Source organism: Streptomyces lienomycini (genome assembly GCF_027947595.1).
Taxonomy (GTDB): Bacteria; Actinomycetota; Actinomycetes; order Streptomycetales; family Streptomycetaceae; genus Streptomyces; species Streptomyces lienomycini.
In genome coordinates this window covers 6,764,735-6,791,645 of the sequence record NZ_CP116257.1, presented here as the reverse complement: position 1 = coordinate 6,791,645, position 26,911 = coordinate 6,764,735, and the positions used below count along the sequence as shown (strand labels likewise).

General features: G+C 72.9%; 25 protein-coding genes and 1 tRNA gene. 10 read left to right on the top strand and 16 right to left on the bottom strand.

Going from position 1 to position 26,911, the window contains the following annotated elements; all coding sequences use genetic code 11:
* Window positions 1–70: 70 nt before the first annotated feature.
* The 5 genes from BJ961_RS30985 to ehuB all read right to left on the bottom strand — a co-directional run bounded on the left by BJ961_RS30985 (window position 71) and on the right by ehuB (window position 4,105).
* Entirely contained in the window at window positions 71–829 is a 759-nt protein-coding gene (locus tag BJ961_RS30985) for an IclR family transcriptional regulator (RefSeq protein ID WP_271416081.1), read from the bottom strand.
* A 235-nt stretch (window positions 830–1,064) separates the two neighbouring features.
* On the bottom strand, window positions 1,065–1,850 hold the full coding sequence (ehuA, locus tag BJ961_RS30980; RefSeq protein WP_271416080.1) for an ectoine/hydroxyectoine ABC transporter ATP-binding protein EhuA: 786 nt from the start codon (window positions 1,848–1,850) through the stop codon (window positions 1,065–1,067).
* Window positions 1,840–2,490 carry an ectoine/hydroxyectoine ABC transporter permease subunit EhuD gene (gene ehuD, locus BJ961_RS30975; protein ID WP_271416079.1) on the bottom strand — a complete coding sequence of 217 codons (651 nt, stop codon included), beginning with the start codon at window positions 2,488–2,490 and terminating at the stop codon, window positions 1,840–1,842. Before ehuD ends, ehuA begins: the two co-directional genes overlap by 11 nt.
* Window positions 2,487–3,188, bottom strand: a complete 702-nt coding sequence (ehuC, locus tag BJ961_RS30970; RefSeq protein ID WP_271416078.1) for an ectoine/hydroxyectoine ABC transporter permease subunit EhuC — start codon at window positions 3,186–3,188, stop codon at window positions 2,487–2,489. The genes ehuD and ehuC overlap by 4 nt, the downstream gene beginning before the upstream one ends.
* Complete coding sequence (gene ehuB, locus BJ961_RS30965) at window positions 3,185–4,105, bottom strand: ectoine/hydroxyectoine ABC transporter substrate-binding protein EhuB (RefSeq protein ID WP_271416077.1); 921 nt, start codon at window positions 4,103–4,105, stop codon at window positions 3,185–3,187. The genes ehuC and ehuB overlap by 4 nt, the downstream gene beginning before the upstream one ends.
* Before the next feature lie 106 nt (window positions 4,106–4,211).
* Between ehuB and BJ961_RS30960 the strand changes: the two genes are divergently transcribed.
* Window positions 4,212–4,706, top strand: a complete 495-nt coding sequence (locus BJ961_RS30960) for a DUF3830 family protein (RefSeq protein WP_271416076.1) — start codon at window positions 4,212–4,214, stop codon at window positions 4,704–4,706.
* Window positions 4,707–4,865: 159 nt separating this feature from the next.
* Here BJ961_RS30960 and BJ961_RS30955 read toward each other — a convergent pair whose 3' ends face one another.
* Window positions 4,866–6,263, bottom strand: a complete 1,398-nt coding sequence (locus tag BJ961_RS30955; RefSeq protein WP_271416075.1) for an amidase — start codon at window positions 6,261–6,263, stop codon at window positions 4,866–4,868.
* A gap of 63 nt (window positions 6,264–6,326) precedes the next feature.
* Window positions 6,327–7,298, bottom strand: a complete 972-nt coding sequence (locus BJ961_RS30950) for a D-2-hydroxyacid dehydrogenase (RefSeq protein ID WP_271416074.1) — start codon at window positions 7,296–7,298, stop codon at window positions 6,327–6,329.
* A gap of 188 nt (window positions 7,299–7,486) precedes the next feature.
* On the opposite strand from BJ961_RS30950, the gene BJ961_RS30945 reads away from it, so the two are divergent.
* The 6 genes from BJ961_RS30945 (at window position 7,487) to BJ961_RS30920 (ending at window position 12,468) form a co-directional block, all read left to right on the top strand.
* Window positions 7,487–8,386 (top strand): maleate cis-trans isomerase family protein, encoded by a 900-nt coding sequence (locus tag BJ961_RS30945; RefSeq protein ID WP_271416073.1) that lies wholly within the window; start codon window positions 7,487–7,489, stop codon window positions 8,384–8,386.
* A complete protein-coding gene (locus tag BJ961_RS30940) occupies window positions 8,383–9,114 on the top strand; it encodes a maleate cis-trans isomerase family protein (protein ID WP_271416072.1) in 732 nt (243 codons plus the stop codon). Before BJ961_RS30945 ends, BJ961_RS30940 begins: the two co-directional genes overlap by 4 nt.
* Before the next feature lie 464 nt (window positions 9,115–9,578).
* Window positions 9,579–11,147: a pectate lyase family protein gene (locus tag BJ961_RS30935; RefSeq protein WP_271416071.1), complete on the top strand. Its 1,569-nt coding sequence runs from the start codon at window positions 9,579–9,581 to the stop codon at window positions 11,145–11,147.
* A 167-nt stretch (window positions 11,148–11,314) separates the two neighbouring features.
* On the top strand, window positions 11,315–11,662 hold the full coding sequence (locus BJ961_RS30930) for a hypothetical protein (protein WP_271416070.1): 348 nt from the start codon (window positions 11,315–11,317) through the stop codon (window positions 11,660–11,662).
* A 121-nt stretch (window positions 11,663–11,783) separates the two neighbouring features.
* Entirely contained in the window at window positions 11,784–12,404 is a 621-nt protein-coding gene (locus BJ961_RS30925) for a bifunctional DNA primase/polymerase (protein WP_271416069.1), read from the top strand.
* Window positions 12,395–12,468 (top strand) — tRNA-Lys (locus BJ961_RS30920). The genes BJ961_RS30925 and BJ961_RS30920 overlap by 10 nt, the downstream gene beginning before the upstream one ends.
* Window positions 12,469–12,739: 271 nt before the next feature.
* On the opposite strand, the gene BJ961_RS30915 is transcribed toward BJ961_RS30920, so the two are convergent.
* A complete protein-coding gene (locus BJ961_RS30915) occupies window positions 12,740–14,119 on the bottom strand; it encodes a M6 family metalloprotease domain-containing protein (protein ID WP_271416068.1) in 1,380 nt (459 codons plus the stop codon).
* Between the two features lie 284 nt (window positions 14,120–14,403).
* Here BJ961_RS30915 and BJ961_RS30910 point away from each other — a divergent pair, with 284 nt between their 5' ends.
* Window positions 14,404–16,269: a putative bifunctional diguanylate cyclase/phosphodiesterase gene (locus BJ961_RS30910; RefSeq protein ID WP_271416067.1), complete on the top strand. Its 1,866-nt coding sequence runs from the start codon at window positions 14,404–14,406 to the stop codon at window positions 16,267–16,269.
* Here BJ961_RS30910 and BJ961_RS30905 read toward each other — a convergent pair.
* Together BJ961_RS30905 and BJ961_RS30900 are read right to left on the bottom strand one after the other, a co-directional pair.
* Window positions 16,245–17,345, bottom strand: a complete 1,101-nt coding sequence (locus BJ961_RS30905) for an LLM class flavin-dependent oxidoreductase (protein WP_271416066.1) — start codon at window positions 17,343–17,345, stop codon at window positions 16,245–16,247. The two genes, BJ961_RS30910 and BJ961_RS30905, sit on opposite strands and share 25 nt — an antisense overlap.
* 66 nt (window positions 17,346–17,411) lie before the next feature.
* A complete protein-coding gene (locus tag BJ961_RS30900) occupies window positions 17,412–18,002 on the bottom strand; it encodes a TetR/AcrR family transcriptional regulator (protein WP_271416065.1) in 591 nt (196 codons plus the stop codon).
* Between the two features lie 140 nt (window positions 18,003–18,142).
* Here BJ961_RS30900 and BJ961_RS30895 point away from each other — a divergent pair, with 140 nt between their 5' ends.
* On the top strand, window positions 18,143–18,997 hold the full coding sequence (locus BJ961_RS30895; protein ID WP_271416064.1) for a class I SAM-dependent methyltransferase: 855 nt from the start codon (window positions 18,143–18,145) through the stop codon (window positions 18,995–18,997).
* Between the two features lie 35 nt (window positions 18,998–19,032).
* On the opposite strand, the gene BJ961_RS30890 is transcribed toward BJ961_RS30895, so the two are convergent.
* The 6 genes from BJ961_RS30890 to BJ961_RS30865 all read right to left on the bottom strand — a co-directional run bounded on the left by BJ961_RS30890 (window position 19,033) and on the right by BJ961_RS30865 (window position 26,095).
* Window positions 19,033–19,599 carry a dihydrofolate reductase family protein gene (locus BJ961_RS30890; protein WP_271416063.1) on the bottom strand — a complete coding sequence of 189 codons (567 nt, stop codon included), beginning with the start codon at window positions 19,597–19,599 and terminating at the stop codon, window positions 19,033–19,035.
* Window positions 19,600–19,658: 59 nt separating this feature from the next.
* Entirely contained in the window at window positions 19,659–20,687 is a 1,029-nt protein-coding gene (locus tag BJ961_RS30885) for a S66 family peptidase (RefSeq protein WP_271416062.1), read from the bottom strand.
* A gap of 280 nt (window positions 20,688–20,967) precedes the next feature.
* A complete protein-coding gene (locus BJ961_RS30880; protein ID WP_271416061.1) occupies window positions 20,968–22,329 on the bottom strand; it encodes an AAA domain-containing protein in 1,362 nt (453 codons plus the stop codon).
* A complete protein-coding gene (locus BJ961_RS30875) occupies window positions 22,326–23,954 on the bottom strand; it encodes a hypothetical protein (protein WP_271417224.1) in 1,629 nt (542 codons plus the stop codon). Before BJ961_RS30875 ends, BJ961_RS30880 begins: the two co-directional genes overlap by 4 nt.
* The gene (locus BJ961_RS30870; RefSeq protein ID WP_408648716.1) at window positions 23,860–25,233 is read right to left on the bottom strand and encodes a hypothetical protein; all 1,374 of its coding nucleotides are present in this window, start codon (window positions 25,231–25,233) and stop codon (window positions 23,860–23,862) included. Before BJ961_RS30870 ends, BJ961_RS30875 begins: the two co-directional genes overlap by 95 nt.
* The gene (locus BJ961_RS30865) at window positions 25,130–26,095 is read right to left on the bottom strand and encodes a phosphatase PAP2 family protein (protein WP_271416060.1); all 966 of its coding nucleotides are present in this window, start codon (window positions 26,093–26,095) and stop codon (window positions 25,130–25,132) included. Before BJ961_RS30865 ends, BJ961_RS30870 begins: the two co-directional genes overlap by 104 nt.
* A gap of 216 nt (window positions 26,096–26,311) precedes the next feature.
* Here BJ961_RS30865 and BJ961_RS30860 point away from each other — a divergent pair, with 216 nt between their 5' ends.
* Window positions 26,312–26,908 carry a histidine phosphatase family protein gene (locus tag BJ961_RS30860; protein ID WP_271416059.1) on the top strand — a complete coding sequence of 199 codons (597 nt, stop codon included), beginning with the start codon at window positions 26,312–26,314 and terminating at the stop codon, window positions 26,906–26,908.
* Window positions 26,909–26,911 lie beyond the last annotated feature (3 nt).

Sequence of the window (26,911 nt, the reverse complement as noted above, 5' to 3'; positions counted from 1 at the left end):
TCGGCGACGGAGAAAATACTACCCGGTCCCGAGCAGTGCTCCCGACCGGCCCGGCCCGCACGCGTACGTCCTAGATCGCCATCGACAGCAGCACCGGTGCCGCGCCGCGGTTCAGCTCGTCGGCGGCCCGGCGCAGCCGGTGCGCGTGCTCGACCGGGAGCGACAGCGCCAGGCAGCCCACGGCGGAACCGGCGGTGATCGGAACGGCCGCGCAGACCGTGCCCACCGCGTACTCCTGGAGGTCCAGGACGGGCACCGTGGGCGGCTGGGACTCCAGCCGGGACAGCAGCAGCTTGTCGCTGGTGATGGTGCGCGAGGTCAGCCGGGCCATCCGGTGCCGGGCCAGGTGGTCGCGGCGGCCCGCGTGGTCCAGCTGCGTCAGCAGGGACTTGCCCACCGCGGTCGCGTGCGCCGAGACGCGGAAGTCCACCCACTCGTTCACCCTGGGCGTGCCCGGACCGTCCGCGTACTGGGTGACGCTGACCTCGCCGTCGACGTACCGGCTGATGTAGACGGCCGCGCCCACCGAGTCGCGCAGCCGGTCCAGGGTGTGCTGGAGCTTCTCGCGCAGGGCCACCTCGCGGCCCTCGGCCGAGCCGAGGCGGGCCAGCGCCTCCCCGGTGACGTACGCGCCGTCGGCGGTCTGCTCGACGTAGCCCTCGCGGCGCAGCATGCGCAGGAGCGGGGCCAGACGGTCCCGGTCGAGGCCGCTTTGGCGAGCTATCTCGGTGTCGGTGACACCGGAGGTGTGCCGCGTCACCGTCTCCAGGACGCGCAGGGCGTCCTGGGCCGAGTGGTACGGCGCGGTCGGCCTGTGCTGCAGCGCCACTGTGGTCTCCCCCTGCGGGTCGGTACAGCCAGCTCCTCGGCCCCTGCCCCTGCATGCGCCCCCGGTCCGGACAGCGGACGCCCTCCACGATAGCCGCCAAAGCGCCCGGTGTGAGGGGGTGTTGGCACAATCCCGGCGCCCCCAACTGGGACGCTGATCCTCTGGCATATGCCAAGGGAATGCCCCAACGTCCCGACCTCGGACGTTGGGGCAGTCACGCCGTGTGCCTGTGCGTTCACAGCACCGCGCTGAGGAACTCCCTCGTCCGGTCGTGCTCCGGCTCGCTGAAGATCTTCTCCGGCGGACCGGCCTCGATGACCCGGCCCGAGTCGAACATCAGGACCTGGTCCGAGATGTCCCGGGCGAAGTTCATCTCGTGGGTCACGCAGAGCATGGTGATGTCCGTGGTGCGGGCGATGTCCCGCAGCAGGTCCAGGACGCCCGCGACCAGCTCCGGGTCGAGCGCCGACGTCACCTCGTCCAGGAGCAGCACCTTCGGCCGCATCGCCAGCGCCCGGGCTATCGCCACCCGCTGCTGCTGCCCGCCGGACAGCTGGGCGGGGTGGGCGTCGCACTTGTCGGCCAGGCCCACCAGGTCCAGCAGCCCCTTGGCCCGCTCCACCGCCTCGTCCTTGGACATGCCGAGCACGGTGACCGGCGCCTCGGTGATGTTGCGCAGCACCGTCATGTTCGGGAACAGGTTGAACTGCTGGAACACCATCCCGATCTGCTTGCGCACCTCCCGCCGCTCCTTCTCGGTCGCCGGGAACAGCTTCTGCCCGTCCACGGTGATCGTGCCCTCGTCGGGCTTGAGCAGCGTCATCAGCAGGCGCAGGATCGTCGTCTTGCCCGAGCCGGACGGCCCGATCAGGGTGACGTGCTTGCCCGCGTCCACGGCGAAGTCCAGGTGGTCGAGGACGGTGTTGTCCCCGAACCGCTTGGTGACCTGCTCCAGTCGGATCAGCTCACCGCCACCGCGCTCGGGGCTTTTCTCGGGGTTGGGAAGAGTGTCAGTGGACAAGGCGTCGCTCCAGGGCTCGCAGGGCAAGGGAGGCCAGGTAGGAGATGATGATGAAGGCCACACCGATCACCGTGAGGGGCTCGGTGAACTGGAAGTTCTGCTGCGAGAACAGCCGCGCCTCGCCGAGCATCTCCAGCACCGTGATCGCCATCAGCAGCGGCGTGTCCTTCAGCATGGAGATCACGTAGTTGCCGAGGGCGGGCACCACGCGGCGGATGGCCTGCGGCAGGATGACCGCCGTCCAGGTCTTGCCGAGCGGCAGGTTCAGCGCCGTCGCGGCCTCCCACTGGCCGACCGGCACCGCCTCGATGCCGGCCCGGTAGACCTGCATCGTGTACGTCGAGTAGTGCAGGCCGATGGCGACCACACCGGTGGTGAGCGCCGAGAACGTGATGTTCCACTCGGGCAGCACGTAGAAGAGGAAGAACAGCTGCACCAGCAGCGGCGTGTTCCGGACGAACTCGGTGACCACGCCGACCGGCCAGGTCACCCAGCGGCTCGGCACCCGCATCAGCAGCGCCCACACCAGGCCGAGGCCGAAGGAGACCAGCGAGCCGAGGACCAGGATCTGCAGGGTGACCAGCAGACCGTCCCAGAAGTGCGGCATGAAGTCGGAGACCGCGCTCCAGTCCCATTTCACGACACACCACTTCCCTCAGGCACGCGCACGGCCGCCGTCTTCTTCTTCGGCGCCTTCCCGACGCCCGCCTTCAGCTTCTTCTCCAGGCCGCGCATCACCCGCGTGAGCAGGAACGCGATCACGAAGTAGATCAGCAGGATGTACGTGTAGATCTCCGCGCTCTCCTGGAGCGCCAGGCGCACCAGGTTGCCGCTGAAGGCCAGGTCGCCCATGCCCATGACCGACACCAGGGCGGTGCCCTTGAGCAGCTCGATCAGCAGGTTGGAGAAGGGCGGGATCATCTCCGGCACCGCCTGCGGCAGCAGGATCAGCTTCATCCGCTGCCAGGGCGTGAAGCTGAGGGCGATGCCGCCCTCCTTCTGCGCCGGGTCGACCGCGCCGAGCGCGCCGCGCACGATCTCGGAGCCGTACGCCCCGTAGGTCAGGCCGAGCGCGAGCGTGCCCGCCCACATCGGCACCAGCTGCCAGCCGAAGGCCGGGGGCAGCACGAAGAACACCCAGAAGATCATCACCAGCGCGGAGGTCCCGCGGAACACCTCGGTGTAGAAGCCCGCGAGGAAGCGGACGATCCACAGCCGGTGGGTGCGCGCGACGCCGACCACGAAGGAGACGGCCGTCGCCAGCAGCGAGCTGAAGAAGAGCAGCTGGACGGTGACCCAGACGCCCTGGAGTACGAGTTCCCACAGTCCCGAGGTCATCCGCCGCAGAGCTCCTTCGCGGTCAGATCGGTCATCTCGTTCTGGGTGAAACCGAAGGGCTTGAGGATGCGCAGCAGTTCGCCGCTCTTCTTGAGCTTCTGCAGCTCGACGTTGAAGGCGTCCCGCAGGTTGGTCTCGTCCGGACGGAAGGCGAAACCGCCGCCGTCGACGTGGGGCTTGCCGTCCACGAGCGGCGCGAACGCCTCGGTCGCCTCGGCCTTGCTGGACTTCTTCACCACTTCACGGACGGTCAGCGCGGTCCCCGCGAAGACGTCCACGCGCCCGGCCTCGACGGCGTTGAGGCCGGCCACCTGGTCGGGGACGATCAGGATGTCGTCCTCCTTGTACCCGTGCTCCACCGCGTAGGCGATCTCCGCGTACCCGGTGCCGGTGGCGAACTTCGCCTTCTTCTCGACGACGTCGCGGTAGTTGTGCAGCCCGAGCGGGTTGCCCTTGCGCACGATGTACGCGTCGAGCATCTGGTAGTCGGGGTCGGAGAAGATGACCTGCTGACAGCGGTCGGCGTTGATGTACATCCCGGCCGCCACGACGTCGAACTGCTGCGACGCGAGACCCGGGATGAGGGAGCCGAACTCCGTCGGCACCGGCTGCACCCGGTCCACTCCGAGCCGCTTGAAGACGACCTTCGCCAGCTCCGGCGCCTCGCCGGTCAGCTCGCCGTTCTTGTCGATGTACCCGAAGGGGATCTCGCCGGCGATGCCGAGCCGGGCGACGCCCTGTGCCCGGAGCCGCCCGAGCAGATCTCCCCCCTTGACGTCGGACGCGGTGGCCACCCGCGAGCAGCCGGCCGCCCCCAACGCGCCGAGCGCCGCGACCCCCGCGAGCAGCGTCCGGCGTGTGGGCCCGGATGTGTGGACGGATATACCCCTTGTCGGGGTTCTGTGTGGTGGAGCCATGGGCGCGCAGCTACCCGAAGGCGCGGAGGTTATGCCGATCTTTTTCAGTCCGATACATCGGCCCGGCGCCCTTGACCGCGGGGCCGCGGGGCACTGCCATGGAGGCATGGCTGATCGCTACATCGAAGTCTCGCTGGTCAAGCGCGGAATCACCTGCACGGCCCAACTGCTGGACGAACGGGCCCCGATCACCTGCGCGGCCGTCTGGGACGCGCTCCCCCTCGGCGGCGACGTCTACCACGCCAAATACGCCCGAAACGAGATCTACGCCCTCTTCCCGCCCTTCGCGACATCCGAACCCCCGCTGGAGAACCCGACGGTAACGCCGATTCCGGGCGATCTGTGCTATTTCGCCTTCGCGGGTGCCGAGTTGGGCACCAAGGCGTACGGCTACGACCGCGAGGTCCGCCCGGGCACCACCCTCGTCGACCTCGCCCTCTTCTACGAGCGCAACAACCTGCTCCTCAACGGCGACGTCGGCTGGGTCCCCGGCACCGTCTGGGGCCGGATCACCGAGGGCCTGGACGCCATGGCCGAGGCCTGCAACGACCTGTGGCGCACGGGGGCGGCGGGGGAGACGCTCAGCTTCCGCCGGGCGTAGCCGGCACACCACCGCTGCGAGGGGTCGTGCCGCTCCCGCTCGCCCCGGCTGCGGGCAGTCTTGCCGCCGGGGCGGCACGGGCGGGCCGTTCGGGCACCGGGGGAGGCACCCCGCCGGCGCCGGGCCGCGCGACCCGCCCCCGGCCCTCACCGACGCCGGTCACGCCCAAGCCGACGTACCCGCCGCCCCCGCCTCGTACAGCGCGTGCGCCGCGCGCAGCACCAGGTCGTCCCGGTGCCGCGCCGCGACGACCTGCACCCCGATGGGCAGCCCGTCCCCGTCCGCCCCCACCGGCACGGTGCACGCCGGCTGCTGCGTCAGGTTGAACGGGTACGTGAACGGCGTCCACCCCGTCCACCGCCGGTACCGTGACCCCTTCGGCACCTCCACCCCCGCCTCGAACGCCGTGACCGGCAGCGTCGGCGTCACCAGCAGGTCGTACTCCTGGTGGAAGACGCCCATCCGCCGGCCCAGCTCCATCCGGACGTCCACCGCCGCCAGGTACTCCAGCGCCGAGTACCGCGCCCCCGCCCCGACGATCTCCCGCAGCCCCGGGTCCAGCAGCTCCCGCTGCCCCGCCCGCAGGTGCTGCACCACGCGCGCCGCCCCGCTGAACCACAGGGTGTGGAAGGCGTCCACCGGGTCCGTGAAGTCGGGGTCGGCCTCCGTCACGTACGCGCCCAGCTCCGCCAGCCGCTCCACCGCCCGCCGCACCGCCCCCGCCACCGCCGGACGCACCGCCACCTGCCCGCCCAGCGAGGGCGAGTACGCCACCCGCAGCCCGCGCACCCCGCCCGACAGCGCCTCGGTGTACGACCCCGGCGCCGGACCCAGCGCCGACCAGTCCCGGGCGTCCGGGGTGCCGACGACGTCCAGCATCAGCGCCGCGTCCGCCGCGTCCCGGGTGATCGGACCCACGTGCGCGAGGGTGCCGAACGCGCTCGCCGGGTACAGCGGCACCCGGCCGTACGTCGGTTTCAGGCCGAAGACGCCGCAGAAGGACGCCGGGATGCGCACACTGCCGCCGCCGTCGGTGCCCAGCGCCAGCGGCCCCGCCCCGAGCGCCACGGCCGCCGCCGCGCCCCCGCTGGAACCGCCCGCGGTACGGGACGGGTCGTGCGGGTTGCGGGTGACGCCGGACAGCGGAGAGTCGGTCACGCCCTTCCAGCCGTACTCGGGCGTCGTGGTCTTGCCGACGAACACCGCGCCGTGCTCGCGCAGCCGGGCGACGGACGGCGCGTCCTCGTCCCAGGGGCCGTCGGGGGAGACGGCCCGGGAGCCGCGCAGGGTGGGCCGACCGCGGGTCAGCAGGATGTCCTTCACCGTGACCGGCACCCCGTCGAGACGCCCGCACGGCTCCCCGCGGCGCCACCGCTCCTCGGCCCGCGCGGCCTCGCCGAGCGCGTCCTCGCCGGTCAGCCGGACGAAGGCGTTCACCTCCGGCTGGATCCGCTCGGCCCGCTCCAGGACCGCCCGCGTCACCTCCACGGGGCTGAACGCGCCCTTGCGATACCCGTCGACGAGCTGTACCGCGGTCAGCTCCGTGAGGTCGGTCATGCAGCACCCTCCCGCGTTGGTGTGACGCCGGTGTCGGCGGTGTCGGTGTCGGTGTCGGTGTCGTCAGTGTCCGGGCACGTATCCGCGCTTCTTGTCGACCACGTTGGCCAGCGGGCCGCCCGCCGCCCAGCTCTCGAACAACTCCACGAACTGCGCCCCCAGTTCGTCCCGCCAGCCGATCGTGTCCCCGCTCATGTGCGGCGAGAGGATCAGCTCCGGGACCGTCCACAGCGCACTGTCCGACGCGAGCGGCTCGTGGTTCAGGACGTCCAGGGCGGCGCCCGCGATCCGGCGCCCGGTCAGCGCCTCGACGAGGTCCTCCTCGACGACCAGCTGTCCCCGCCCCACGTTCACGAACCGGGCGGAGGGCCGCATCAGCCCGAACCGCCGGGCGTCGAACATGCCGCGCGTGGCGTCGGTGAGCGGTGCCGCCGCGACCACCCAGTCGGCCCCCGCCAGCAGCCGGTCCAGCTCCTCGGGCCCGTGGACACCGGGGCGCGCGGTGCGGCCGACGAGCGCGGTGGTGATGCCGAGCGCCGTCAGCGTCCGCTCGATCGCCCGGCCGATCGGCCCGGACCCCACCACGCAGGCGCGTGTTCCGGCCACCCGCGTCGACTCGCGGTGGCGCCAGGTCCGCTCGCCCTGCAACCGCAGCGTCGCGGGCAGGTCCTTGGCCATCGCCAGCACGAGCGCGGCGACGTACTCGGCGATCGGCTGGTCGAAGACGCCGCGGGCGTTGGTCACCACCGTGTCCGACGCGGCCAGCTCGGGACACATCAGGTGGTCCACGCCGGCGCTGGCCGTGTGCACCCAGCGCGGCCGGGGCCCGCCGCCGGGCCACGCCTCGCGCACCGCGCGGGAGGCGAAGTCCCACACGAGCAGGACGTCGGCGCCCGGCAGCCGCTCGGCCAGCGTCGACGCGTCGGCGTGCTCGACCCGGGCCCGGCCGGTGAGCCGGCCCAGGCGGGGGAGCGGCTCGGTGTCCAGGACGAGGAGCGTGGGCAGGGGCGTGGGGGTGCGCGCGGGGGCGGACATCGGCTGGCCTGTCTCCGGTCGGTGGAAGCGGGGGCGGTTCAGGAGTTGACGGGGGCCTCGGCCGGCTGCTGACCTGGGAGTGAAGCGGGTGGATTGACCACGCTCGCACCGGAACCTACCTTCGTCAACACGGCCGTGCGTAACGGTGCGTTGTCCTCCCCTTTCTCAGTGTGAGGCCGGTGCGTGCCATGGACATCTCCTTTCTCGGCGGACCAGCTCCGCAACGCGGGGTCGGCGTGGTCGCCCCGTTCGACTTCGCACTCGATCGCGAGCTGTGGCGATGGGTGCCCGACGACGTGTCACTCCACATGACCCGGACACCGTTCGTGCCCGTCGAGGTCAGTCTGGACCTCGCCCGGCTGGTCAGTGAGCACGAAACCCTCGGCGAGGCGGTGCGCACCCTCAACGCCATCGCACCCGAGGTCGTCGCCTACGCCTGCACCTCCGGCAGCTTCGTCGGCGGCATCGCCGGGGAGCGCGCCATGTGCGAGGCGATGACCTGGGCGGGCGCGGTCCCGTCCGTCACCACCTCGGGCGCCCTGCTGGACGCGCTGGCCGAGCTGGGCGTACGCCGGGTCGCGCTGGTGACGCCGTACACCGTGTCCGTGACCCGGGCGCTGGAGGCGTACGTCGCCGAAGCCGGCGTCACGATCACCGGCTGCGCCTTCATGGGGCTGACCCGGCACATCTGGCGGGTCCCGTACCGCGACGTGGCCGACATGGCACGCCAGGCCGTGCCGGTCCAGGGGGCCGCGGACGCCCTCTTCATCTCCTGCACCAACCTCCCCACCTACGACGTCATCCCGCAGCTGGAGGCCGAGCTGCGGATCCCGGTGATCTCGGCCAACCAAGTGACGATGTGGGCGGCGCTGCGCCGACTGGGTACTCCTGCGGTGGGGCCGTACCAGGCGCTGACCGATCCGGCCGCGCGCCTGGGCCCCGCGGCCACGGGTCCGGGCGGTCCCGCGGTGGTGGGCCCCGTCGGCCCGGTCGGCCCCGCGGTGGCGGGCCCGGTCGGACCCGCGGTGGCGGACATGCCGGGCGTCGGTGACGGCCCGGACACGGAACAGCAGGAAGGGTGGACATGACAGCACTGGGATTCCTGTACCCGGGCCACTCCGGCGAGGACGACTATCCACGCATCGAGCAGCTCCTGGGCAGCGACATCCGGGTGGACCTGGTGCACACGGACATCGGCGAGGACGCGCACCGCGTGGACGCCCTGCGCGAGATGGGCTCGCCGCGGCGGCTGGAGTCGGGCGTGGCGCAACTGCGGCTCTCCGGTGCCGACGCCGTGGTCTGGGCCTGCACCAGCGGCAGCTTCGTGCACGGCTGGGAGGGCGCGCAGGAGCAGGTGCGCGCCCTGGCCCAGTCGGCGGGCCTGCCCGCCTCCTCCACCTCCTTCGCCTTCGTGCGGGCGGCGGAGGAGCTCGGGGTGCGGCGGGTCTCGATCGGGGCCACCTATCCGGACGACGTGGCGGGGCTCTTCGCGGAGTTCCTCGGCGCCGCCGGCATCGAGGTCGTCGACGTGGTCGGCTCGGGCGTCATCACGGCGGCGGAGGTCGGCACCTGGACCGAGTCGCAGGTGCTGGCGCTGGCCCGCGCGGCCGACCGCCCGGACGCCCAGGCGGTGCTCCTGCCGGACACGGCCCTGCACACGGCGGCCCACATCCCCACCCTGGAGAAGGAACTGGGCAAACCGGTCCTCACCGCCAACCAGGTCACCGTCTGGGAGGGCCTGCGCCTGGCGGACCGCAGGGTCAACGCCCCCGACCTGGGCGCGCTGTTCACCCGGGAGCCGCTGGTGCAGGCCTGAGGAAGGGGTACGACACAAGAGAACCCCGGTCCCGCGTGAGCGGGGCCGGGGTTCTCGTCGAGCGCTGGGCAGGCCTTGCACCTGCATTTCCCCACGGGAAGTGGGGCGTCTTTCCTTGGACCACCAACGCACTGCCTGCTGCTGGGGGTTGGGCCCCCGTGATCAGGCAAGATGATCGTACCGCAGCTCGGCCCGGGGTGCACATCGGCCGCGCGGCGCGTCGGCCCTCTCTCGGGCTCTCCCCGCGTCGTCCCCGCATCGTCCTCGCATCGTCCTCGCGCTCTCCCCGCACGGTCGTTCATGTAGAGAGACACTGATTCGCATTCTGAACTTGTCTGGAGTCTTGTCAGCTCCGGGGATGGACCCTATTCTCACGGCGAGAAAGCGCTTTCCCGTCGTGTCGTCTTGACATGATCACGACATGACGATCGTTCCGGCATGTGAAGGCGAAGGGGAGACCGAGGATGAGACGACCAGTCGCGCTGCGACTCCAAGCGGCGCTGGGCACGCTGGCCCTCGCGGCCGCGGCCGGTGTGGTGCTGACGATGCCCGAGGCGGCGGCGGCGGCCGGCGGCGCCACCGGGTACGCGACCCAGAACGGCGGCACGACCGGCGGCGCGGGCGGGCAGACCGTCCGGGCCACCACCGGCACCGCCATCCACCAGGCCCTGTGCGGCCGGGCCAGCAGCAGCACCCCGATCACCATCGAGGTCGAGGGCACCATCAACCACGGCAACACCAGCAAGGTGTCGGGCGACAGCTGCAACACCGCCGCCGACAAGATCGAGCTGAAGCAGGTCAGCAACATCACGATCGTCGGGGTCGGCAGCGGCGCCGTCTTCGACCAACTGGGCATCCACATCCGGGATTCCAGCAACATCGTCATCCAGAACGTGACCGTCCGGAACGTCAAGAAGTCCGGCTCGCCCACCTCCAACGGCGGCGACGCCATCGGCATGGAGAGCGACGTCCGCAACGTCTGGGTCGACCACTCCACCCTGGAGGCCTCGGGCGGCGAGTCGGAGGGCTACGACGGCCTCTTCGACATGAAGGACAACACCCAGTACGTGACCCTGTCCTACAGCGTCCTGCGCAACTCCGGCCGCGGCGGACTCATCGGCTCCAGCGAGAGCGACCGCTCCAACGGCTACGTCACCTTCCACCACAACCTGTACGAGAACATCGACTCCCGCGCGCCCCTGCTGCGCGGCGGCATCGCGCACATGTACAACAACCACTACGTCGGCCTGAACAAGTCCGGGATCAACTCCCGGGCGGGCGCCAAGGCCAAGGTCGACAACAACTACTTCGAGGACTCCAAGGACGTCCTCGGCACCTTCTACACCGACGAGGCCGGCTCCTGGCAGGTCGGCGGCAACATCTTCGACAACGTGACCTGGTCCGAGCGCAGCGGGGACAACAACCCGGCCGGCCCCGACCCGCAGTCCAACACCACGGTGTCCATCCCGTACTCCTACACCCTCGACGACGCCTCCTGCGTGCCCTCCGTGGTGAGCGGCACGGCGGGCGCCAACAAGGGCCTGAGGGTGTCGGACGGCAGCTGCACGCCGCAGAACCCGGACCCGACCGACCCCACCGACCCGGACCCGACCGATCCGACCGACCCCACGGACCCGACCGACCCGGACCCGACCGACCCGCCGAGCGGGACCAACCTCAGCCTCGGGGCGGGCTCCGACGGCTCGTCCAAGGCGAGCGGCACCAGCTACGGCAACGTGCGCGACGGTGACCCGGGCACGTTCTGGTCCCCGGCCGGGGCGACCGGCTCCATCTCCGTCAAGTGGTCCTCCGCCACCACCGTGTCCAAGATCAACATCAGGGAGGCGGCGGGCTCCGGCGGCACCATCGGCTCCTACCGGGTCGTGAACCACGACACCGGCGCCGTCCTGGCCTCCGGCAGCGGAGCGGGCGTGATCGGCTTCTCCCCGGTCTCGCTGGAGAAGATCACCTTCGAGATCACCGGTGCCTCGGGCACCCCGAAGGTCGCCGAGTTCGAGACGTACGCCGGCTGACACGGCCGGGAGGGCGGGGCGGGTCCGGGCGGCGGCACCGGACGCGCCCCGCCCTCTTGCGCGGGCGCGGGACAATGGACGGTGGCCCACTCCACCGGGGTGCCCCCGCACGCGGTGCTCCCGCACCCGGGGAGGGCCGTTGTCGTGACGTACGAGGAGGAGAAGACATGGCGGAGCCCACGCCGCGTCGGAACGAACCGCGGCTACGCCCCGCGCCCCTGCTCTTCGAGCCGGCGGAGGCGGCCGCCGATCCCGAGCACTTCTTCGATCTCGAGTCGATCGACGACCCCGGGGCGCTGCTGGAGCGGGCCACCGAGCTGGCGCACGCGTTCCGTGCGGCGGCGGACCGGGCGATGGAGTTCCAGGCGATCGCGGCGGCGCAGCTGGCCGACCCGCGGCGGTTCGACCGGCTCACCACCGCCGACATCGCGCGGCGGGCCGAGTGGACGGAGGACTACGCCAAGAAGATGGTGGAGTTCGGCCGGGACCTGATGAGCGGCGAGCCGGCCGAGTAGCCCGAACGTCCCGAACGCATATGCCAGGAGGGTGGGCAAGATACTCCCTCCCCGGCGGCCCTGTCCCGGCTTCCCGCAACTCGGCGGAGCGGCTTCCTCACGACCGGTAGATGTATGCGGTATGAGCAGCACACGCAACGCCGCGCCCGACGCCCCGCTCGATGCCTCGCCCCACGTCTCGGACGTCACCTCGGACGGCGCCGCCTGGCTGGCCTCGGCGGGCGCGTATCCGCGCAGCACGCTCGCACACTGGGAGGAGCGGCCCGAGGCCCCCGTCGTGCTGCCCTGCGGCTCCGCCTTCGACGTGGTGAGCGCACCCGCGATCTTCGGACGCCGGATGCTGGACCGGATGTGGGACGACGGACCCGGCTCCGGCCCCGTGGCGGAGTACCGCGGCCGGATGCTGCTGTTCGCCGCCCCGGGCACCGCCCAGCGGCTGCCGTCGCTGCTCGCCTGGGAGGAGTGGGGCGCCCGCGGCCGCGCGGGCGGTCGTACGGGCGCGGTGCCGCCGCTGCTGTGCCACGGCGCCGGGGACGCGGTGACCGTCCCGGCCCCCGCGGGCGCGGCCCGGCGTTCCGCGTCCCGCTGGCTGGTGGCCCCGGACACCCGCCTGCCGTGGCTGCCCGGCCCGGAAATCATGCTCTGGGCAGCCGTCCGCGCGGCCCGTGCGGCGGTGCGGATTTCGATTTTTCCTCCCGCCGACCAGGATGCTAAGGTCTACGACGTCAGCAGGCGCCGCTAGCTCAGTTGGTTAGAGCAGCTGACTCTTAATCAGCGGGTCCGGGGTTCGAGTCCCTGGCGGCGCACGTTGGCGATGGCGAGGCATGTTCGCGGAAGGCGCGAACCGGTCTCGCCATCGTTGTTTTTGCGCGGCTTCGCCGCGCGTTGTGGGGGCTTCGCCACCCACACCCCCCATGGCTGGGCCGGGGATGCGTGGCTCGGCTCGGTGGCTGGTGGGCCGGGGACGCGTGGCTCGGCGGGGTGTCCGGTGGGCCGGGGATGCGTAGGTCGGCCGGGTGTCCGGTGGGCCGGGGATGCGAGGGCCGGCCCGGTGTTCGGTGGGTCGGGGTGTATGGGTCACCCGGGGGTGATGCGTACCGTCCACGCCCCCGAGTCCGTGCGGCCCTCCACCTCCACCCGGACGCCGTCGCCCGGCACCGTGAAGCTCTCGCCCAGGCCGACCGGGGCGTCGGCGAGCGGCGGATAGACCGAGTCGGCCCAGCATGCCTCGGTGCCCGGATGGGCGTCGACCACCTCGATCGGCCCGCCCCCCGACCGCGTCCCACTGCGCACCCGGTACACCAGCACCCCCGCCCGGCAGGCGGTGGCGTCGTTGCCGACCGGCGTGCGCACCTCGAAGGCCAGCACACTGTCCGCCCCCGTGCGCAGCACCGCCAGCTTCGTGCCCTGCCCGAGGCCGAAGGCCGGCGCCCCGGCGGCGTCGGCCACCTCCACCCCCGGCCCCGCCGCCAGCGGCTCCAGCGTCAGCCGGCTCGGCCCGCCGCCCCGCACGCAGGCCACCTGCCGGGGCTGCAGCCAGCCCAGCTTCCACTTGTGCCAGGCGAAGAGGTCGGGAGCGAGTCCGAACTGGCTGCCCATCAGGTCCCAGTCGCCGACATGCGTGTCCCAGTCGCCCTTGCCGTCGACCGGCCGGTGGTACAGGTCGGGCAGATCGAAGACGTGCCCCGTCTCGTGGGCCAGGACCAGCCGGTCCGGCGGATGGTTCTCGAAGACCGTGACGACCCGCCGGATGTCCGTGCCGTCCGCCCGCAGCGGGGTGTCCAGGTTGACGACCTTCGTCGCGTCGGAGTCCACTCCGGGCGCGTCCGGGTCCGCGACGAAGTAGACGACGTCGTACGCGGAGAAGTCGACGTACCGGTCCGCGGCGGCCAGCGCGTCGTGCAGGTAGGCCGCCCGGTGCTCGGGGCTCCAGTCGCGCCGTATGGCGTACGACGTCGACGGGCTCGGCATCGGGATCCAGTTCCGCAGCGGATGCGGGCGGATCGTGAACGCGCCGTACGAGGCACGCCGGAAGAAGCGCGCGGTGGCCGGGAAGTGGTCGGCGGCGAGTTCGGACGGTCGCGTCAGCGGCTGGGAGTCGGGGAAGGACAGGAACACCATCACCGCGTCCAGGGTGCGGGCGGGCCTCGGGTAGGCGGCGTTCCAGGTGTCCAGGCCCTCGGAGTGGTGCGCCGCGGTGCGCTCCAGCGCGCAGGGCTCCGGGGAGAAGGGCTCGGCGACGGAGGGCGCGGTGATCAGGGACGTCGCGGCGAGCGCCGACATCGTGGTGCACACGGCCGCGGTGCTGCGCAGCCTGGGCCGGGCGGCCCTCCCCGCCGTCCGGCGGCCCCCGCCCAGCGCCTCGAAGTCCTCCCGGGAAAGTCGCCTCAGGGGGAGCTGGCGCGGCACATGGACCTCCGGGCGCGGTTGACGGGACACCGCACCCAGCTTGTGCATGATTGTCGTATTACGCCTTGTTCGCCTGCACCGGATGGGTGAGCCGGGCGGGATTCCCCCGGAGTTCTCCGGGTCGACTCTTCGGAGACACTCACAGAACGTCACAACTGGTCGGAGGCGTGCCGGACCCGGCCAGGTGTGAGCGGAAACGATCTGTCGGAGGGGTTGTTCGGTCCTGAACACGGGACGGCGGCTGGAAGGGCCCCGTGTCAGCCTCTATGATCGGCACACTTTCCTGCACGAACAGAGCACGAACAGAGATCGAGGCACTGCGGGAGCGAGCGGTGAACGGAACCTCCGAAGGGCCGGCGCCCGCGGCAGACCTCGGCCGGTCGGTCATCACAGAGAGTGACAGCGGTCTGGCTCCTCGTACCGTGCGTACGGGACCCCCGGCCTACCGGTCGGTGTTCACCGCGGCCCCTCTCGCCATGGCCGTCGTCGACGCCGAGGGCCTGGTCGTCAGCGCCAACGACACACTGGGCACCCTGCTCGGCACCGACCCGAAAGCGCTGGCCGGCTGTGTGGCGGCCGACCTCGTCGACCTCGCCTCCGACGCCGGCACCTGGCACGCGTACCGCGAGGTGCTGCGCGGCCACCGGCCCCGGCTGCGCTGCACCCGGCGGCTGAAGCGGGGCGACGGGCACTCCCTGTGGGCGCAGGTGACGGTCGAGCCGCTGGCCGACTCCGGGGACACCCCGGGCCTGCTGCTCTCCGTCGCGGACGTCAGCGCCCGGCGCGAACTCCAGTCCCGGCTGCGCCACCTCCAGATGCACGACCCGGTGACCCGGCTGCCCAACCGCGCCCTGTTCTTCGAACGGCTGACGGGAGCGCTGGAGGCGGAGTCCTACGAGAACGGCGGCACCGGCCGGATCGGCGTGTGCTACCTGGACCTGGACGGCTTCAAGGCCGTCAACGACACCCACGGCCACCGCGTCGGCGACCGGCTGCTCGCCGCCGTGGCCGAACGGCTGACCCGGTGCGCGGAGGAGGCCGCCCACGCCCGGTCCGGCGCCCCGCTGGTGGCCCGGCTCGGCGGCGACGAGTTCGCCCTCCTGGTGGAGGACTCCACCGGCACCGACCAGCTCGCCGAGCTGGCCGCGGCCGTCCTGACGGCCCTCCAGCCGCCCTTCGAACTCTGCGACCGCCGACTGTCGGTCACCGCCTCCGTCGGTGTCGTCGAACGCCACACCGCCGGCACCACCCCCACCGCCCTGATGCAGGCCGCCGACACCACCCTGTACTGGGCCAAGGCCGACGGACGCGCCCGCTGGACGCTCTTCGACCCCGAACGCAACGCCAACCGCATGACCCGCCAGGCCCTCGCCGCCACGCTCCGTCCCGCCATCGAACGCGGCGAGTTCGCCCTGGAGTACCAGCCGCTGGTCGGTATGGAGGACGGCCGGGTGCGGGGCGTCGAGGCGCTCATCCGCTGGAATCATCCTCAGTTCGGCGTACTGGCGCCGAATCGGTTCATCGCACTGGCGGAGGAGGATGGCTCGATCGTTCCCCTCGGCCGCTGGATCCTGCGCACCGCCTGCCACCAGGCCCGCCGCTGGCAGCTGGCCCACCCGGACGAGCCGCCGATCTTCGTCAGCGTCAACGTCGCCGTCCGCCAGGTCTGGGACTCCGACCTGGTCGCGGACGTGGCCCGCACCCTGGAGGAGACGGGCCTCGCCCCGCACCTGCTCCAGCTGGAGCTGACGGAGTCGGCGGTGATGGGCTCGGCGGGCCGCCCGCTCCAGGTCCTCAAGGCGCTCAGCGACATGGGTGTCCACATCGCCATCGACGACTTCGGCACCGGCTACTCGAACCTCGCCTACCTCAGCCGCCTGCCGGTCTCCGTCCTCAAACTCGACGGCGCGTTCGTCCGGGGCTTCCAGTACGACGCCGCCGCCGGGGCGCCCGCGGCCAACCCGGCGGACGAGGTCATCGTCGAGGCGATGGTCCAGCTCGCCCACCGGCTCGGCCTGACCGTCACCGCCGAGTGCGTGGAGACCTCGGACCAGGCGACCCGCCTGCGCCGCATCGGCTGCGACACCGGTCAGGGCTGGCTCTACTCCCGACCGGTGGCGCCGGACCGCATCTCCGCGCTGCTGGGCCCCGCCGGGCCCGGACCGGCCGGGGTTCAGGCCGGCGTCGGCAACCCGTAGGCGTCGGCGATCAGCTCGTAGGAACGCAGCCGCACGTCGCCGCCGTGGGCGTTGGCGGTGATCATCAGCTCGTCGGCGCCGGTGCGCTTGCGCAGGTCGTCCAGGCCGGTCCGCACCTCGTCGGCGGTCCCGTGGATGACGTTGGCGTTCCAGGACTGCACGAACTCCGACTCCATCGGGCTGAAGTCGTACGCCTCCGCCTCCTCCGGCGTCGGCACGAGCCCCGGGCGCCCGGTGCGCAGCCGGACCATGTTCAGCGCCGCCGCCAGCACCTGCCGGCGGGCCTCCTTCTCGTCGTCGGTCGCGAGCGCGGAGACGCCGATGAGGGCGTACGGGGCGTCCAGGACGGCGGACGGGCGGAAGGAGTCGCGGTACAGCTCCAGCGCCGGGACCGTGTTCTGCGCCGAGAAGTGGTGCGCGAAGGCGAAGGGCAGCCCGAGGGTGCCGGCCAGCCGCGCGCTGAAACCGGACGAGCCCAGCAGCCACACCGGCGGCCGGTGGGCCGACTGCACACCTCCGGGCGAGGTGGCCTGCACGGGGCCGGGCACGGCGTGGATACGGCCGTAGGGGTGCCCGTCCGGGAAGTCGTCGTCCAGGAACCGGATCAGCTCGGCGAGCTGCTGGGGGAAGTCGTCGGCGCCCTCGTTGAGGCGTTCGCTGCGGCGCAGGGCGGCGGCGGTGGCCCCGTCCGTGCCGGGCGCCCGGCCGAGGCCGAGGTCCACCCGCCCCGGCGCCATGGCCTCCAGCGTCCCGAACTGCTCCGCGATGACGAGCGGCGCGTGGTTGGGCAGCATGACGCCGCCCGACCCGAGCCGGATGCGGTCGGTGTAGGCGGCCAGGTGGGCCAGGATCACCGCGGGGGAGGAGGAGGCGACGCCGGGCATCGAGTGGTGCTCGGCTACCCAGTACCGGTGGAATCCGCGGGCCTCGGCGAGCCGCGCGATGTCCACGCTGGTCCGCAGGGCGTCGGTGGCGCTCCGGCCCGCCCCGACGGTCACCAGGTCCAGTACGGAGAGGGGGACGGGAGCGGTGCCGTGGGCGGTGCCCCGGATCTCCTCTGCGGCGTCTGCGGCCATGGTGGGATGCCTCCTGTGTCGTGACGTGCGGGGTCGCTCCGCGACGTAACAGGAGGGAGTCTCCGGTTATTCCCCGGCGGGGACCAGCGCGGCGATCAGACGCAGCATGCCGGGGCGCGGGTCGGTGTCGCCCGGCCGGCTCGTCATCAGGAGGTGGTGGGTGGTGCCCACGACGGCGAGGGCGACCGTGGGCGGGTCGACGGTCCGCGCGACGCGGTGGAGCTTCCGCTCGGCCTCCAGGTAGTCGGCTATGGCCTCCTGGATCGCGGTGAAGCCGGGCGCCCCGCCCTCCAGGGCCTCGCGGATGCTCAGTGCGGCGGCCGGGCGGGTCATGGCGAGGCCGGACAGGGCGAGGCCGCCCGAGTCGAACAGGGCGAGAGCGACGTCGTTCAGGTTCCGCTCCACCGTGCCCTGCCCGGCGATCCGGGACAGGGCCCGCGCCTTCACCGCCGTCTTCGCGAACCGGTCGAGGCAGAGTTCGGCCACGAACGCGTCGAACCCCGCGAAGTGGGCGTGCAGCAGCCCTTTGGCGCAGCCCGCCTCGGTGGTGACGGCCCGGCTGGTGAGGGCACCGGGGCCGTCCCGCTCCACGATGCGCTCGGCGGCCCCGAACAGCCGCTCGCGTACGTCGGGCGTCGCCACTCCACGCGGTGACATGGGCCTCCCATCCGTTCGAAGTCCGCCGCCCTCCAGGGGCTCGTGTCCTGTGAAGGGTAACGGGGATTGCGGGTTTGGGCGTGCGCCCATACTGTTTGGGCACACGCCCAGACCCAGATGCTTCACCACAGGAGGCCCCCGTGCCGGACATCGTCAACACCGAGCAGGCCCAGGCGTGGAACGGCCCCGAAGGAGCCCACTGGGCACGCAACCAGGACCGCTGGAACGCCGTGAACGAGGGCTTCGACGAGCCGCTCCTCGACGCCGCCGCGATCACCGGGACCCACCGGACCCTCGACCTCGGTTGCGGCTCGGGGCAGACCACGCGCCTGGCCGCGCTCCGGGCACCGCGCGGACACGCACTCGGTCTCGACCTGTCCGGCCCGATGCTGACCGAGGCGCGGGCCCGCGCCGAGCGGGAAGGCGTCGCCAACGCCTCCTTCATGCGGGGCGACGCGCAGGCGCACCCCTTCGAGGCGGGCGCGTTCGACGTGGCGATCAGTCGCTACGGGGTGATGTTCTTCGCCGACCCCGTGGCCGCCTTCGGCAACGTCGGCCGTGCGCTGCGACCCGGCGGGCGCCTGGCATTCGTCTGCCCCGCCGACGCGACGCTCAACGACTGGGTGACGGCGATGGCGTCGCTTCGCGACTTCCTGCCGGTCGGCGGCTTCGGACAGCCGGGGCTGCCCGGCATGTTCTCCCTCGCCGACCCGGACCGCATCAGCGACGTCCTCACCGCCGCGGGATTCGCCGGCGTCACCGTCAACCGCGCCCAGGCCTACGGGACCTGGGGCCACGGAGCCGAGGACGCGGCGGACTTCGTCCTGGGCACCGGGCCCGGCCGCCACCTGATGGAACAGGCCGATCCGCCCGCACGGGCCCGCGCCCGCCGCGCCCTGGCGGACCACCTGCGCGCGTACGAGGCGGCGGACGGTGCCGTCCGGCTCCGCAGCACGTCATGGCTGGTCACGGCGGACCGGCCGACCGGCGGGTGAACGGGTGACGGCGTCACACGGTGCGACTGGGCAGGTCAGCGGGTCACGCGGTGGCGGAGGTAGGCGACGCGTGAGGTGAAGGTGCGGGTCTCGACGAGTTCGAGGTGCACCCGGCGTCCGTGCCGCGGGAAGAACGGGGTGCCACCGCCGACCAGCACCGGGTGGACCGTGGCCCGGTACTCGTCGATCAGGTCCGCCGCGGCGGCCTCGGCGGCGAGCGTCGCGCCGCCGATCGCGATGTCGCTGTCGCCGGGCTCGGCCCGCAGGCGCTCGATCTCTTCCGCCGGGGTGCCGGAGGCCAGGCGGGTGTTGCTGCCCCGCACCGACGTCAGCGTCCTGGAGAACACCACCTTCGGCAGCGCCTTCCACAGCGCGGCCCACTCCAACTCCGCGGCGCCGAGCGACTCGTCACGATCGGCGGTGTCCCAGTACAGCATCGTCTCGTACAGCCGCCGCCCCAGCAGGTGCGTGCTGGTCTGCCGCAGCTCGTCGATGAAGTGGCGGAAGACCTCCTCGTCCGGGACCGACCAGTCGAAGGCTCCGTCCGCGTCGACGACATAGCCGTCGAGGGACACGTTCATCGAATAGGTCACCCTGCGCATCAGCAGACCTCCTCGCCGGTATCGGTACGACCGTACGACGCGGGCGGCGCGTCCGCGTGTCAGATCAGGGACTGGGTCAGTTCGCTCCGCGTCGAGGTGTGGACCAGACGGCCGTGCGCGCCGTTGACGATCGGCATGTACGGCGGGACGTGGCCGCACTCCACGTCGGCGACGATCGGTACGTTCAACGGGCCGAGCGCGTCCAGTACGGCCTGGTGCTGGGTCAGTGACGGGGTGTCCGGGGCCGAGGTCCGGCCGACCAGCACCGCGTTCGCGGCGTCGAAGAACCCGGCCAGCCGCATGCCGTGCAGGTTCCGGCAGATGGCGAAGGCGTCGTCGCCGCACGCCTCCACGTACACCAGCAGCCCCTCCGGAGCCTCGGCCCGCGCGAAGGCGGACGTGTCGAGGAAGCCGCTCCCGGTGAGGCTGCACAGTGTCTCGACGCAGCCGCCGATCAGACGGCCCCCGACCTCCAGGTCGCCGCTCGCGTCCAGCCGGGTCCACGTGCCGGGAGCGTCGAGCGTGCACTCCCGCACCTCCGGGTGGAGCGCGTAGTCGTCCCAGCCGGTGGACCTGTGGCGGCCCGGCGGGACCTGGGTGAACCGGTGCCCGCGCGGGGCGCTCACGATGTCGAGCCAGGAGACCAGCCCGGCCGGGGTCCGGTACGGGGTGTCCATGAGGTTGTTGCCGTGGAGCGTCGCCGTCCCGGTGAGCAGGGTCAGCGGGGTCATGAGGGTCGACATGTCGGAGAAGCCCACGAGCCACGTCGGTTCGGCGTCGCGCAGCCGGTCCCAGTCGAGCAGCGGGACGAGGTCGACGGCCAACTCGCCGCCCCACGGCGGCACCACCGCCGCGATGCCGGGATCGGTCAGCATCCGCGTCAGTTCCTCGGCACGCGCGGCGGCGGGAGCGCTGATGTGGCCCGAGCCGTCCATGCACTCCCCGAGCACCACCTCGTAGCCGAGCGCCTCGACGTCGCGCACGGCCACGTGCAGGCGTTCACGGAGCCGGTCCGGCACCCCGCTGGACGGCGAGGTGACGGCGACGCGGTCTCCTGGGCGCAAGGGGCGCGGGTATCGAACAGACATGCGTCGGATTCTGGCACGTCGGCCCGCCGGCGGGCAGCGGATTTGTCGGCGAGGTGTGCCAGTACCGCGTGGTTGGCCTCCCAGCCGTCCGGGCTGTATCCATCGGCCGCCTGCGGCGGCGTGCCGGACTCCGTCCGGTGGAGGGGGCGGTCAGGGGCGCCAGGCCACCCGGTGCTCGGCGAGGTGTGCCAGTACCGCGTGGTTGGCCTCCCAGCCGTCCGGGCTGTATCCATCGGCCGCCTGCGGCGGCGTGCCGGACTCCGTCCGGTGGAGGGGGCGGTCAGGGGCGCCAGGCCACCCGGTGCTCGGCGAGGTGCGCCAGTACCGCGTGATTGGCCTCCCAACCGTCCGGGAACTTCACCAGCGTGCCCAACTGGACGGGTTCCGTGGACGGGTAGTCGTCCAGCAGATCACCGACGCCCTCCCGGCAGACCACGATGCAGGCGTGCCGGTGCCGGGAGGCCAGGACGCACAGGCGGCCGGTCTCCAGGTGGAAGGCGGTGGCGTCGGGGCGGCCGGAGAGCGGGTGCAGGACGACCGTGACGTCGTACTCGCGGCCCTGGAGGCGGTTGGCCGTGTCCACGGTCACGTCGTGCACCCCGAGGTCGGCGAGCGCGGAACGGACCGCCGCCGCCTGGTCGCGGTGCGCGGTGCCGACGGCGATACGGGCCGCGGTCAGGGGCGCGGGCACGGGGGAGCGCTCCGAAGTGGCGCTGCCCTCGCGGTCCAGCAGGCGCCGGACCACCGCCGCCACCGCCCGCACCGCCTCCGGGTCGGTGCGCGGGGTGTGCCGGGCCGGAAGCTCCAGCAGGCCCCAGCCCGAGGCGGCGGCCTCGTCGATCACCCGGTCGGGGCCCGAACCGTCCGACGGCACCGCGAAGGCCAGGCTCCGGTCGCCGTGGTCCGTGCCGCTGCGGAACGGCGTGTACGGGTAGAACGCGTCGGAGACCAGACGGGCCGCCGACGCCGGCAGGCGCCAGGAGACCGGGAGACGGTGCTGGGGAAGGGTCGGGTTGTGGGCGAGGAGCGTCGTCACGGCGGACGTCGACGGGTCGTAGGCCAGCCCCGCCCACTGCTCGCTGCCCACCGTCGCGAACGGGTCCAGCTGGCCCGGATCGCCCACGAACAGCGCCCGCTCGAAGAGCCCGGCGACGGCCAGGAGGGAGTCGGAGCGCATCTGGTACGCCTCGTCGACGATCGCGTGCCGCCACTGCTCGTCCACCGTGACGTGCGCCCACTTCGCGGCCGTCGACAGGACCACGGCCTGCCCCGCCAGGTCGGCGGCCTTCGCCGACTTGCGTACGCCCGCCAGCGCGTCGAGCGCCTTGTCGTACGGGTCGGCGTCGCTGCTGTGCAGGCGGCCCACCGGGAGGTCCGGGTTCTTCTCGGCCAGGCGCAGGACCAGGTCGTCCACCTGCGCGTTGGTCTGCGCGACCACCATCAGGGGCCGGCCGGCCTCGGCCAGCTCCAGCGCCGCGCGCACCACCAGCGTGGACTTCCCCGCACCGGGCGGGGAGTCGACGACGACACCGCGCTCCGTGCCGTGCAGGGTGTCGTCCAGGATCGCCGCGGTGGCACGCGCGGCCTCCGCGCCCGGGTCGAAGGCGGGGGCGGCGGGCGCGGCGGGGGCTTCGGCGGTCACAGCACGTCCTCCTCGGTCTGGGCGTCGGCGGCCTCCGGTACGGCGGCCCCCTCACCGGGCGGGCCGCCGTGCGTCCACGGGGTCTGCTCCGGGTCGGGGAGCTTCGCGCCGCCCCGCTGCTCGTGCTCGAAGAGGGTGAAGCAGACGAGGTCGCCCTTCTCCGGCACCGACCCCGGTTCGGGCTCCTTGCCGCGGCCCATCTTGTCCACGATCCGCAGGACCAGCGTCCCGTCGTCGCCCCCGTCGCCGTCGCCCCCGTCGCCGCGGGCGTCGTGGCGCTTGCCGTCGGGCTCGTCCGTGGGCGCCGGGCCGACGTACTCCGCCGCCTGGGGCTTGCCGCCCAGCGAGCGGTAGACCTTCACCCGCTCGCCCAGGTGCGGGCGGTCGTCCGTGCGGACCGTGACCAGCGGGCGCGGACTGGGCCGCCTGCTCTCGCTGTACGCCATCACCACGTCGACGACCTCGCCCGCGAACGCCTCCCCGGACAGTCGCCGCCCGGCCATCACCAGCGGGTCGTCCAGCGCCTCCTGCGCCTCCAGCCGGGCCTGTTCGCGCTCGCGCGTGGCCAGCTTGTTCGCCGCCGTCACCGCGTCGTCGCGACGCGGCTGCGGGGGCTCGCCGGCCAGGATGCGGTCGCGGTGGGAGGTGAACGACCAGCGGTCGCGGGTCCAGCGCTCCTCGGCGTGCGCCCCCTCGGGCAGCGCCCGCAGCAAATCCAGGCCCCGCCACACCGCGTCCCAGGTCGGCCGCGTACGGCTCTCGACCAGGGTCCGGATCTCCCGCTCGGCGGCCGTGAGCGCGCCGAGCCGTTCGTCGGCCTCCAGACCGTCCTCGGCGGCGGCCAGCGCGGTGCGGGCGCGGTCGTAGCGCTCGATGGCGGGGGCGAGCAGCTTGTTGTCGAAGGCCGGGTCGGTCGCCGGGCCCGCGGGCGGGCACAGCAACTGGCCGTCGTCGCCCCGGGCCAGTTCGGCGCGGCGCGCGGCCCGCGCTCCGGACGACTCCCCGTCGCCCGGAGCGATCCACGCGAGCAGGGCCCCGAGGTGCTGGTCCTCCAGCGTGGACTGCCCGGTGGCCCAGTGCCGGCCCAGCAGGTCGGTCATCGCCAGGAGGAGCGAGGAGCCGGGGACACGGGCCCGCTCGCCGTAGTGGGTCAGCCACCGGCCGAGCAGCGGCACCCGCGGCGGCGCGGGGTGCGGGGTCTCCGGGTCCTGCTCCGCCGTACGCCGAAAGCGCATGGAGCGGCCCAGCAGCCGTACGAAGTCGATGCCCGCGCGGCTCGGCACGACCAGCTGCGCGGCGTCCGCGCACAGGTCGACCTCGACCTTGACCCGCTTGCCCGTCTCCGGGTCGGTCTCGGTGCGCTCGGCGGCCTCGACGCTCTCCGCGTACGCCTCGACGTGCGGCAGCACGATGCCGGCCAGCTCGGCCAGGAAGGCGAAGCGCAGGTCGCGGTCGCGGGGCTGCGGCACCACCAGCAGATGCGGCGCGTCCCGGTCGGTGCCGACCAGCGCGCCGAGCGGGGCGCCCGCCTCACCGGCGGTGATCAGCGGTACGAAGACCAGCGGCCGGTCGGACAGGTGCCGGTGGCGGACGGTGGCGGCGGGCTGGGCGCGGCCGGAGCGCACGGCCTCCAGCCGGGCGAGCGTGGTGATCAGCGACACCCGGACACCTCACCGGTGACGGCGGTCGCGGACCCGGTCGCCCCGCCGGACCCGCCGGACCCGGCGGCCCCGCGGCCGCGAGGGCCTCGGAACGCAGGTGGGCCGCCCTGCGCAGCGCGGCCACCGCCGGATCGTCCGGGTCGCCCGCCTCCCCGCGGGCCGCGGCCAGCACGTCCCGCACCGTCGAGAGACCGCCCAGCTCGGCCCGCACCGGGCGGCCCAGGCTGGTCACCGCACCGGCCTCGCGGGACCGGGCACGGCAGTGGAAGGCCAGTTCGCAGGCGGACAGGCACTCGGGCGCGTACGTCGCCGGGACGGACTCGACCGCCGCCGCCAGCTCCTCGGCCGGCAGCTCGGGGGAGAAGCAGACGCCCTCGGGGAGCGCGTCGGCGATGTCCTCGATGCGGGTCAGACGGGCCAGCTGGCGGTCGGTGACGGCGCGCTGCTTGCGCACGTCGACGGCGGAGGCGGTGGGCAGGTTGGAGAAGTCCCTGGGGCAGACCAGCAGCACACGGTGGCGTACGCGCGGCGCCGGGTCGAGGCGGGCGGCGACCCGCTCCAGGGCCAGCACGTACACCGCGGCCTGCCGGGCGGCGGCGCCGACCTTCGCCGGGTCGGCGGAGCCGTCCAGCAGGGGGAAGGACTTGATCTCGACGACCGTCCAGCTGCCGTCCGGATGCACCACCACGGCGTCCGGCTCCAGGAAGGCGGGGGAACCGGCGACGTCCAGGGCGAGCATCGGATGGTCGAGCAGCGTCCACGCACCGGGCGTCCCGGTGGCCTCGCGCAGGGCCAGTGACGTCCGCGCCGCGCGTCCCTCGGGGCCGGTCGCGGACAGGTCGGGCGTCTCCACCCGGGCCTCGGCGGGCGGCTCGGCGCCCCGGTCGAGCCGCTCGTGCACGAGCCGCAGCAACTCGGCGCCGCCGTCCGCCTTGACCCTTGCCTCGAAGGCATTGCCCCGGGTGAAGGCGAACTGCGACTGACCGAAGACCGACGGCGAGCCCAGGGCGCTCGCCAGCGACGCCTTGTCCACCCCGGCGCCGTCGAGGATCGCCCGTCGGCGGCACCCCGGGTTGGCGGCGAGGGCGGCCAGGGCACGCGCGTCCAGCGCCTTGGCCGGTACGTCGGGACCGCGCAGCTCAGCGAGCCGGTGCCGGAGTCTCGTCCCCCGCGTCCGAGGGGGCGGGGTCCGGCTCGGCTCCTGGTCCGAACCGCTGCTCGCGCTGCCGTGGAAATCGCTCACCCGCGGAAGTCTGGCATCCACCACTGACAATCGGGGAACCCGCGCCGTCCGGGGCGGGCGTGGAGGCCGTGGCGGCCGTGGCGAAACGGGCCACGAGCCGGGTCCGCACCCGGTCCGCGGTCCGCAGCACGAACGGCGTCAGCAGCAGCCCCGCGCCCATCACGGCCGCGCCCGCGACCGCGTCGAGGAAGTAGTGGTTCGCGGTGCCCATCACCACGATCGTGGTCACCAGCGGGTAGACGACGGCGGCGACCTTCGTGACGCGCGTGCCGCCGTAGCGCCACAGCATGACCCCGCACCACAGCGCCCAGCCGACGTGCAGACTCGGCATCGCCGCGTACTGGTTGGTCATCCCGCCCATGCCGCGCGGCGCGCTCGCCTCGCCGCCCCACCAGCCGTACGAGCTGTACTGGGCCATCGTGTCGACGAAGCCGTGACTCGCGTCCAGCAGCCGGGGCGGGCAGGTCGGCAGGAGGGTGAAGCCGATGAGGCCGATGAACGTGGACGTCATCAGCCAGGTCCGGGCGGCCCGGTAACGCACCGCGCGGGAGCGGAAGATCCAGATCAGGACCGCCGGGGTGACCAGGTAGTGCAGCGACGCGTACCAGAAGTCGGCCGGTACGCCGATCCAGGGCTCACTGGTGAAGAGGCGGTTGAGCGGGTGCTCCGCGTTGAGGTGGAGCGCCTTCTCGATGTCCAGGAGGGCCAGGCCGTGGTCGACGGCGTCGGAGACGTCCCCGCGCACGAGCAGGCGCCCTGCGCTGTAACAGGCGTACACGAGGACGATGAGCGGCAGCTCGGTCCACCAGCGCAGCCGAGTCTTCGGGGCCGCCTCGGTGCCCGGTGCCTCGGTGTGCGGCAATCCGATCGCCCTCCCCCTTCTCACTTCTGCTACTCGTCTCTGCTATGCGCGCGCCTGAACGGACACGGGCGAGCCACTCTACGGCCTTCCCGCCTCCGCCACTCGAGGCGCCCTCGGACCCGGATAGACGCCGGTAACGCCCCCCGGGTTGCCCGCACGGACCGTACGGGATGATGGAGACGCCCCCTCAGACATATCTCCCGGAAAGGCCCCTTCATGGCACCGCGCATCCTGCTGGCCCGGCACGGACAGACGGAGTGGTCGCTGTCCGGCAGACACACCGGCAGGACCGACGTGCCGCTCCTGGAGGAGGGCCGGCGCGGCGCGAAGCTGCTCGGCGAGCGGCTGCACCGGGCGCCGCTGGACGGGCTGCCCGGCGTCGAGGTGCGCACCAGTCCGCTGGTCCGCGCGCGCGAGACCTGCGAACTCGCGGGCTTCGGCGAGCGCGCCCGCACGTGGGACACGCTGATGGAGTGGGACTACGGGACGTACGAGGGCATGACGCCGGAGCAGATCCAGGCCGTCCGGCCGGGGTGGCTGGTCTGGCGGGACGGGGTCCCGGAGGGGGAGAGCCCGGCGGACGTCACCGCGCGCGCCGACGAGGTGGTGGCGTGGGCGCGGGAGGCGGACCGGGACGTGCTGGTCTTCGCCCACGGACACGTCCTGCGGGCGATCGGGGCACGGTGGCTGGGGCTGCCGCTGTCGTTCGGGGCGCGGATACGGCTGAACCCGACGTCGCTGTCGGTGCTGGGCTGGGCCTACGGGGAGCCGGCGGTGGAGAGCTGGAACGACGTGGGCCACCTCGCCGGCTGACCG

Bases quoted from the DNA above. Each gene is read 5' to 3' on its own strand.
- BJ961_RS30905 (WP_271416066.1), bottom strand. From the start codon at position 17,345: ATGGCCGCAGACGCCGCAGAGGAGATCCGGGGCACCGCCCACGGCACC.
- BJ961_RS30950 (WP_271416074.1), bottom strand. From the start codon at position 7,298: ATGTCCGCCCCCGCGCGCACCCCCACGCCCCTGCCCACGCTCCTCGTC.
- BJ961_RS30955 (WP_271416075.1), bottom strand. From the start codon at position 6,263: ATGACCGACCTCACGGAGCTGACCGCGGTACAGCTCGTCGACGGGTAT.
- ehuB (WP_271416077.1), bottom strand. From the start codon at position 4,105: ATGGCTCCACCACACAGAACCCCGACAAGGGGTATATCCGTCCACACA.
- BJ961_RS30945 (WP_271416073.1), top strand. From the start codon at position 7,487: ATGGACATCTCCTTTCTCGGCGGACCAGCTCCGCAACGCGGGGTCGGC.
- BJ961_RS30890 (WP_271416063.1), bottom strand. From the start codon at position 19,599: ATGCGCAGGGTGACCTATTCGATGAACGTGTCCCTCGACGGCTATGTC.
- BJ961_RS30885 (WP_271416062.1), bottom strand. From the start codon at position 20,687: ATGTCTGTTCGATACCCGCGCCCCTTGCGCCCAGGAGACCGCGTCGCC.
- BJ961_RS30940 (WP_271416072.1), top strand. From the start codon at position 8,383: ATGACAGCACTGGGATTCCTGTACCCGGGCCACTCCGGCGAGGACGAC.
- BJ961_RS30935 (WP_271416071.1), top strand. From the start codon at position 9,579: ATGAGACGACCAGTCGCGCTGCGACTCCAAGCGGCGCTGGGCACGCTG.
- BJ961_RS30900 (WP_271416065.1), bottom strand. From the start codon at position 18,002: ATGTCACCGCGTGGAGTGGCGACGCCCGACGTACGCGAGCGGCTGTTC.
- ehuC (WP_271416078.1), bottom strand. From the start codon at position 3,188: ATGACCTCGGGACTGTGGGAACTCGTACTCCAGGGCGTCTGGGTCACC.
- BJ961_RS30930 (WP_271416070.1), top strand. From the start codon at position 11,315: ATGGCGGAGCCCACGCCGCGTCGGAACGAACCGCGGCTACGCCCCGCG.
- BJ961_RS30925 (WP_271416069.1), top strand. From the start codon at position 11,784: ATGAGCAGCACACGCAACGCCGCGCCCGACGCCCCGCTCGATGCCTCG.
- BJ961_RS30960 (WP_271416076.1), top strand. From the start codon at position 4,212: ATGGCTGATCGCTACATCGAAGTCTCGCTGGTCAAGCGCGGAATCACC.
- BJ961_RS30860 (WP_271416059.1), top strand. From the start codon at position 26,312: ATGGCACCGCGCATCCTGCTGGCCCGGCACGGACAGACGGAGTGGTCG.
- BJ961_RS30915 (WP_271416068.1), bottom strand. From the start codon at position 14,119: ATGCACAAGCTGGGTGCGGTGTCCCGTCAACCGCGCCCGGAGGTCCAT.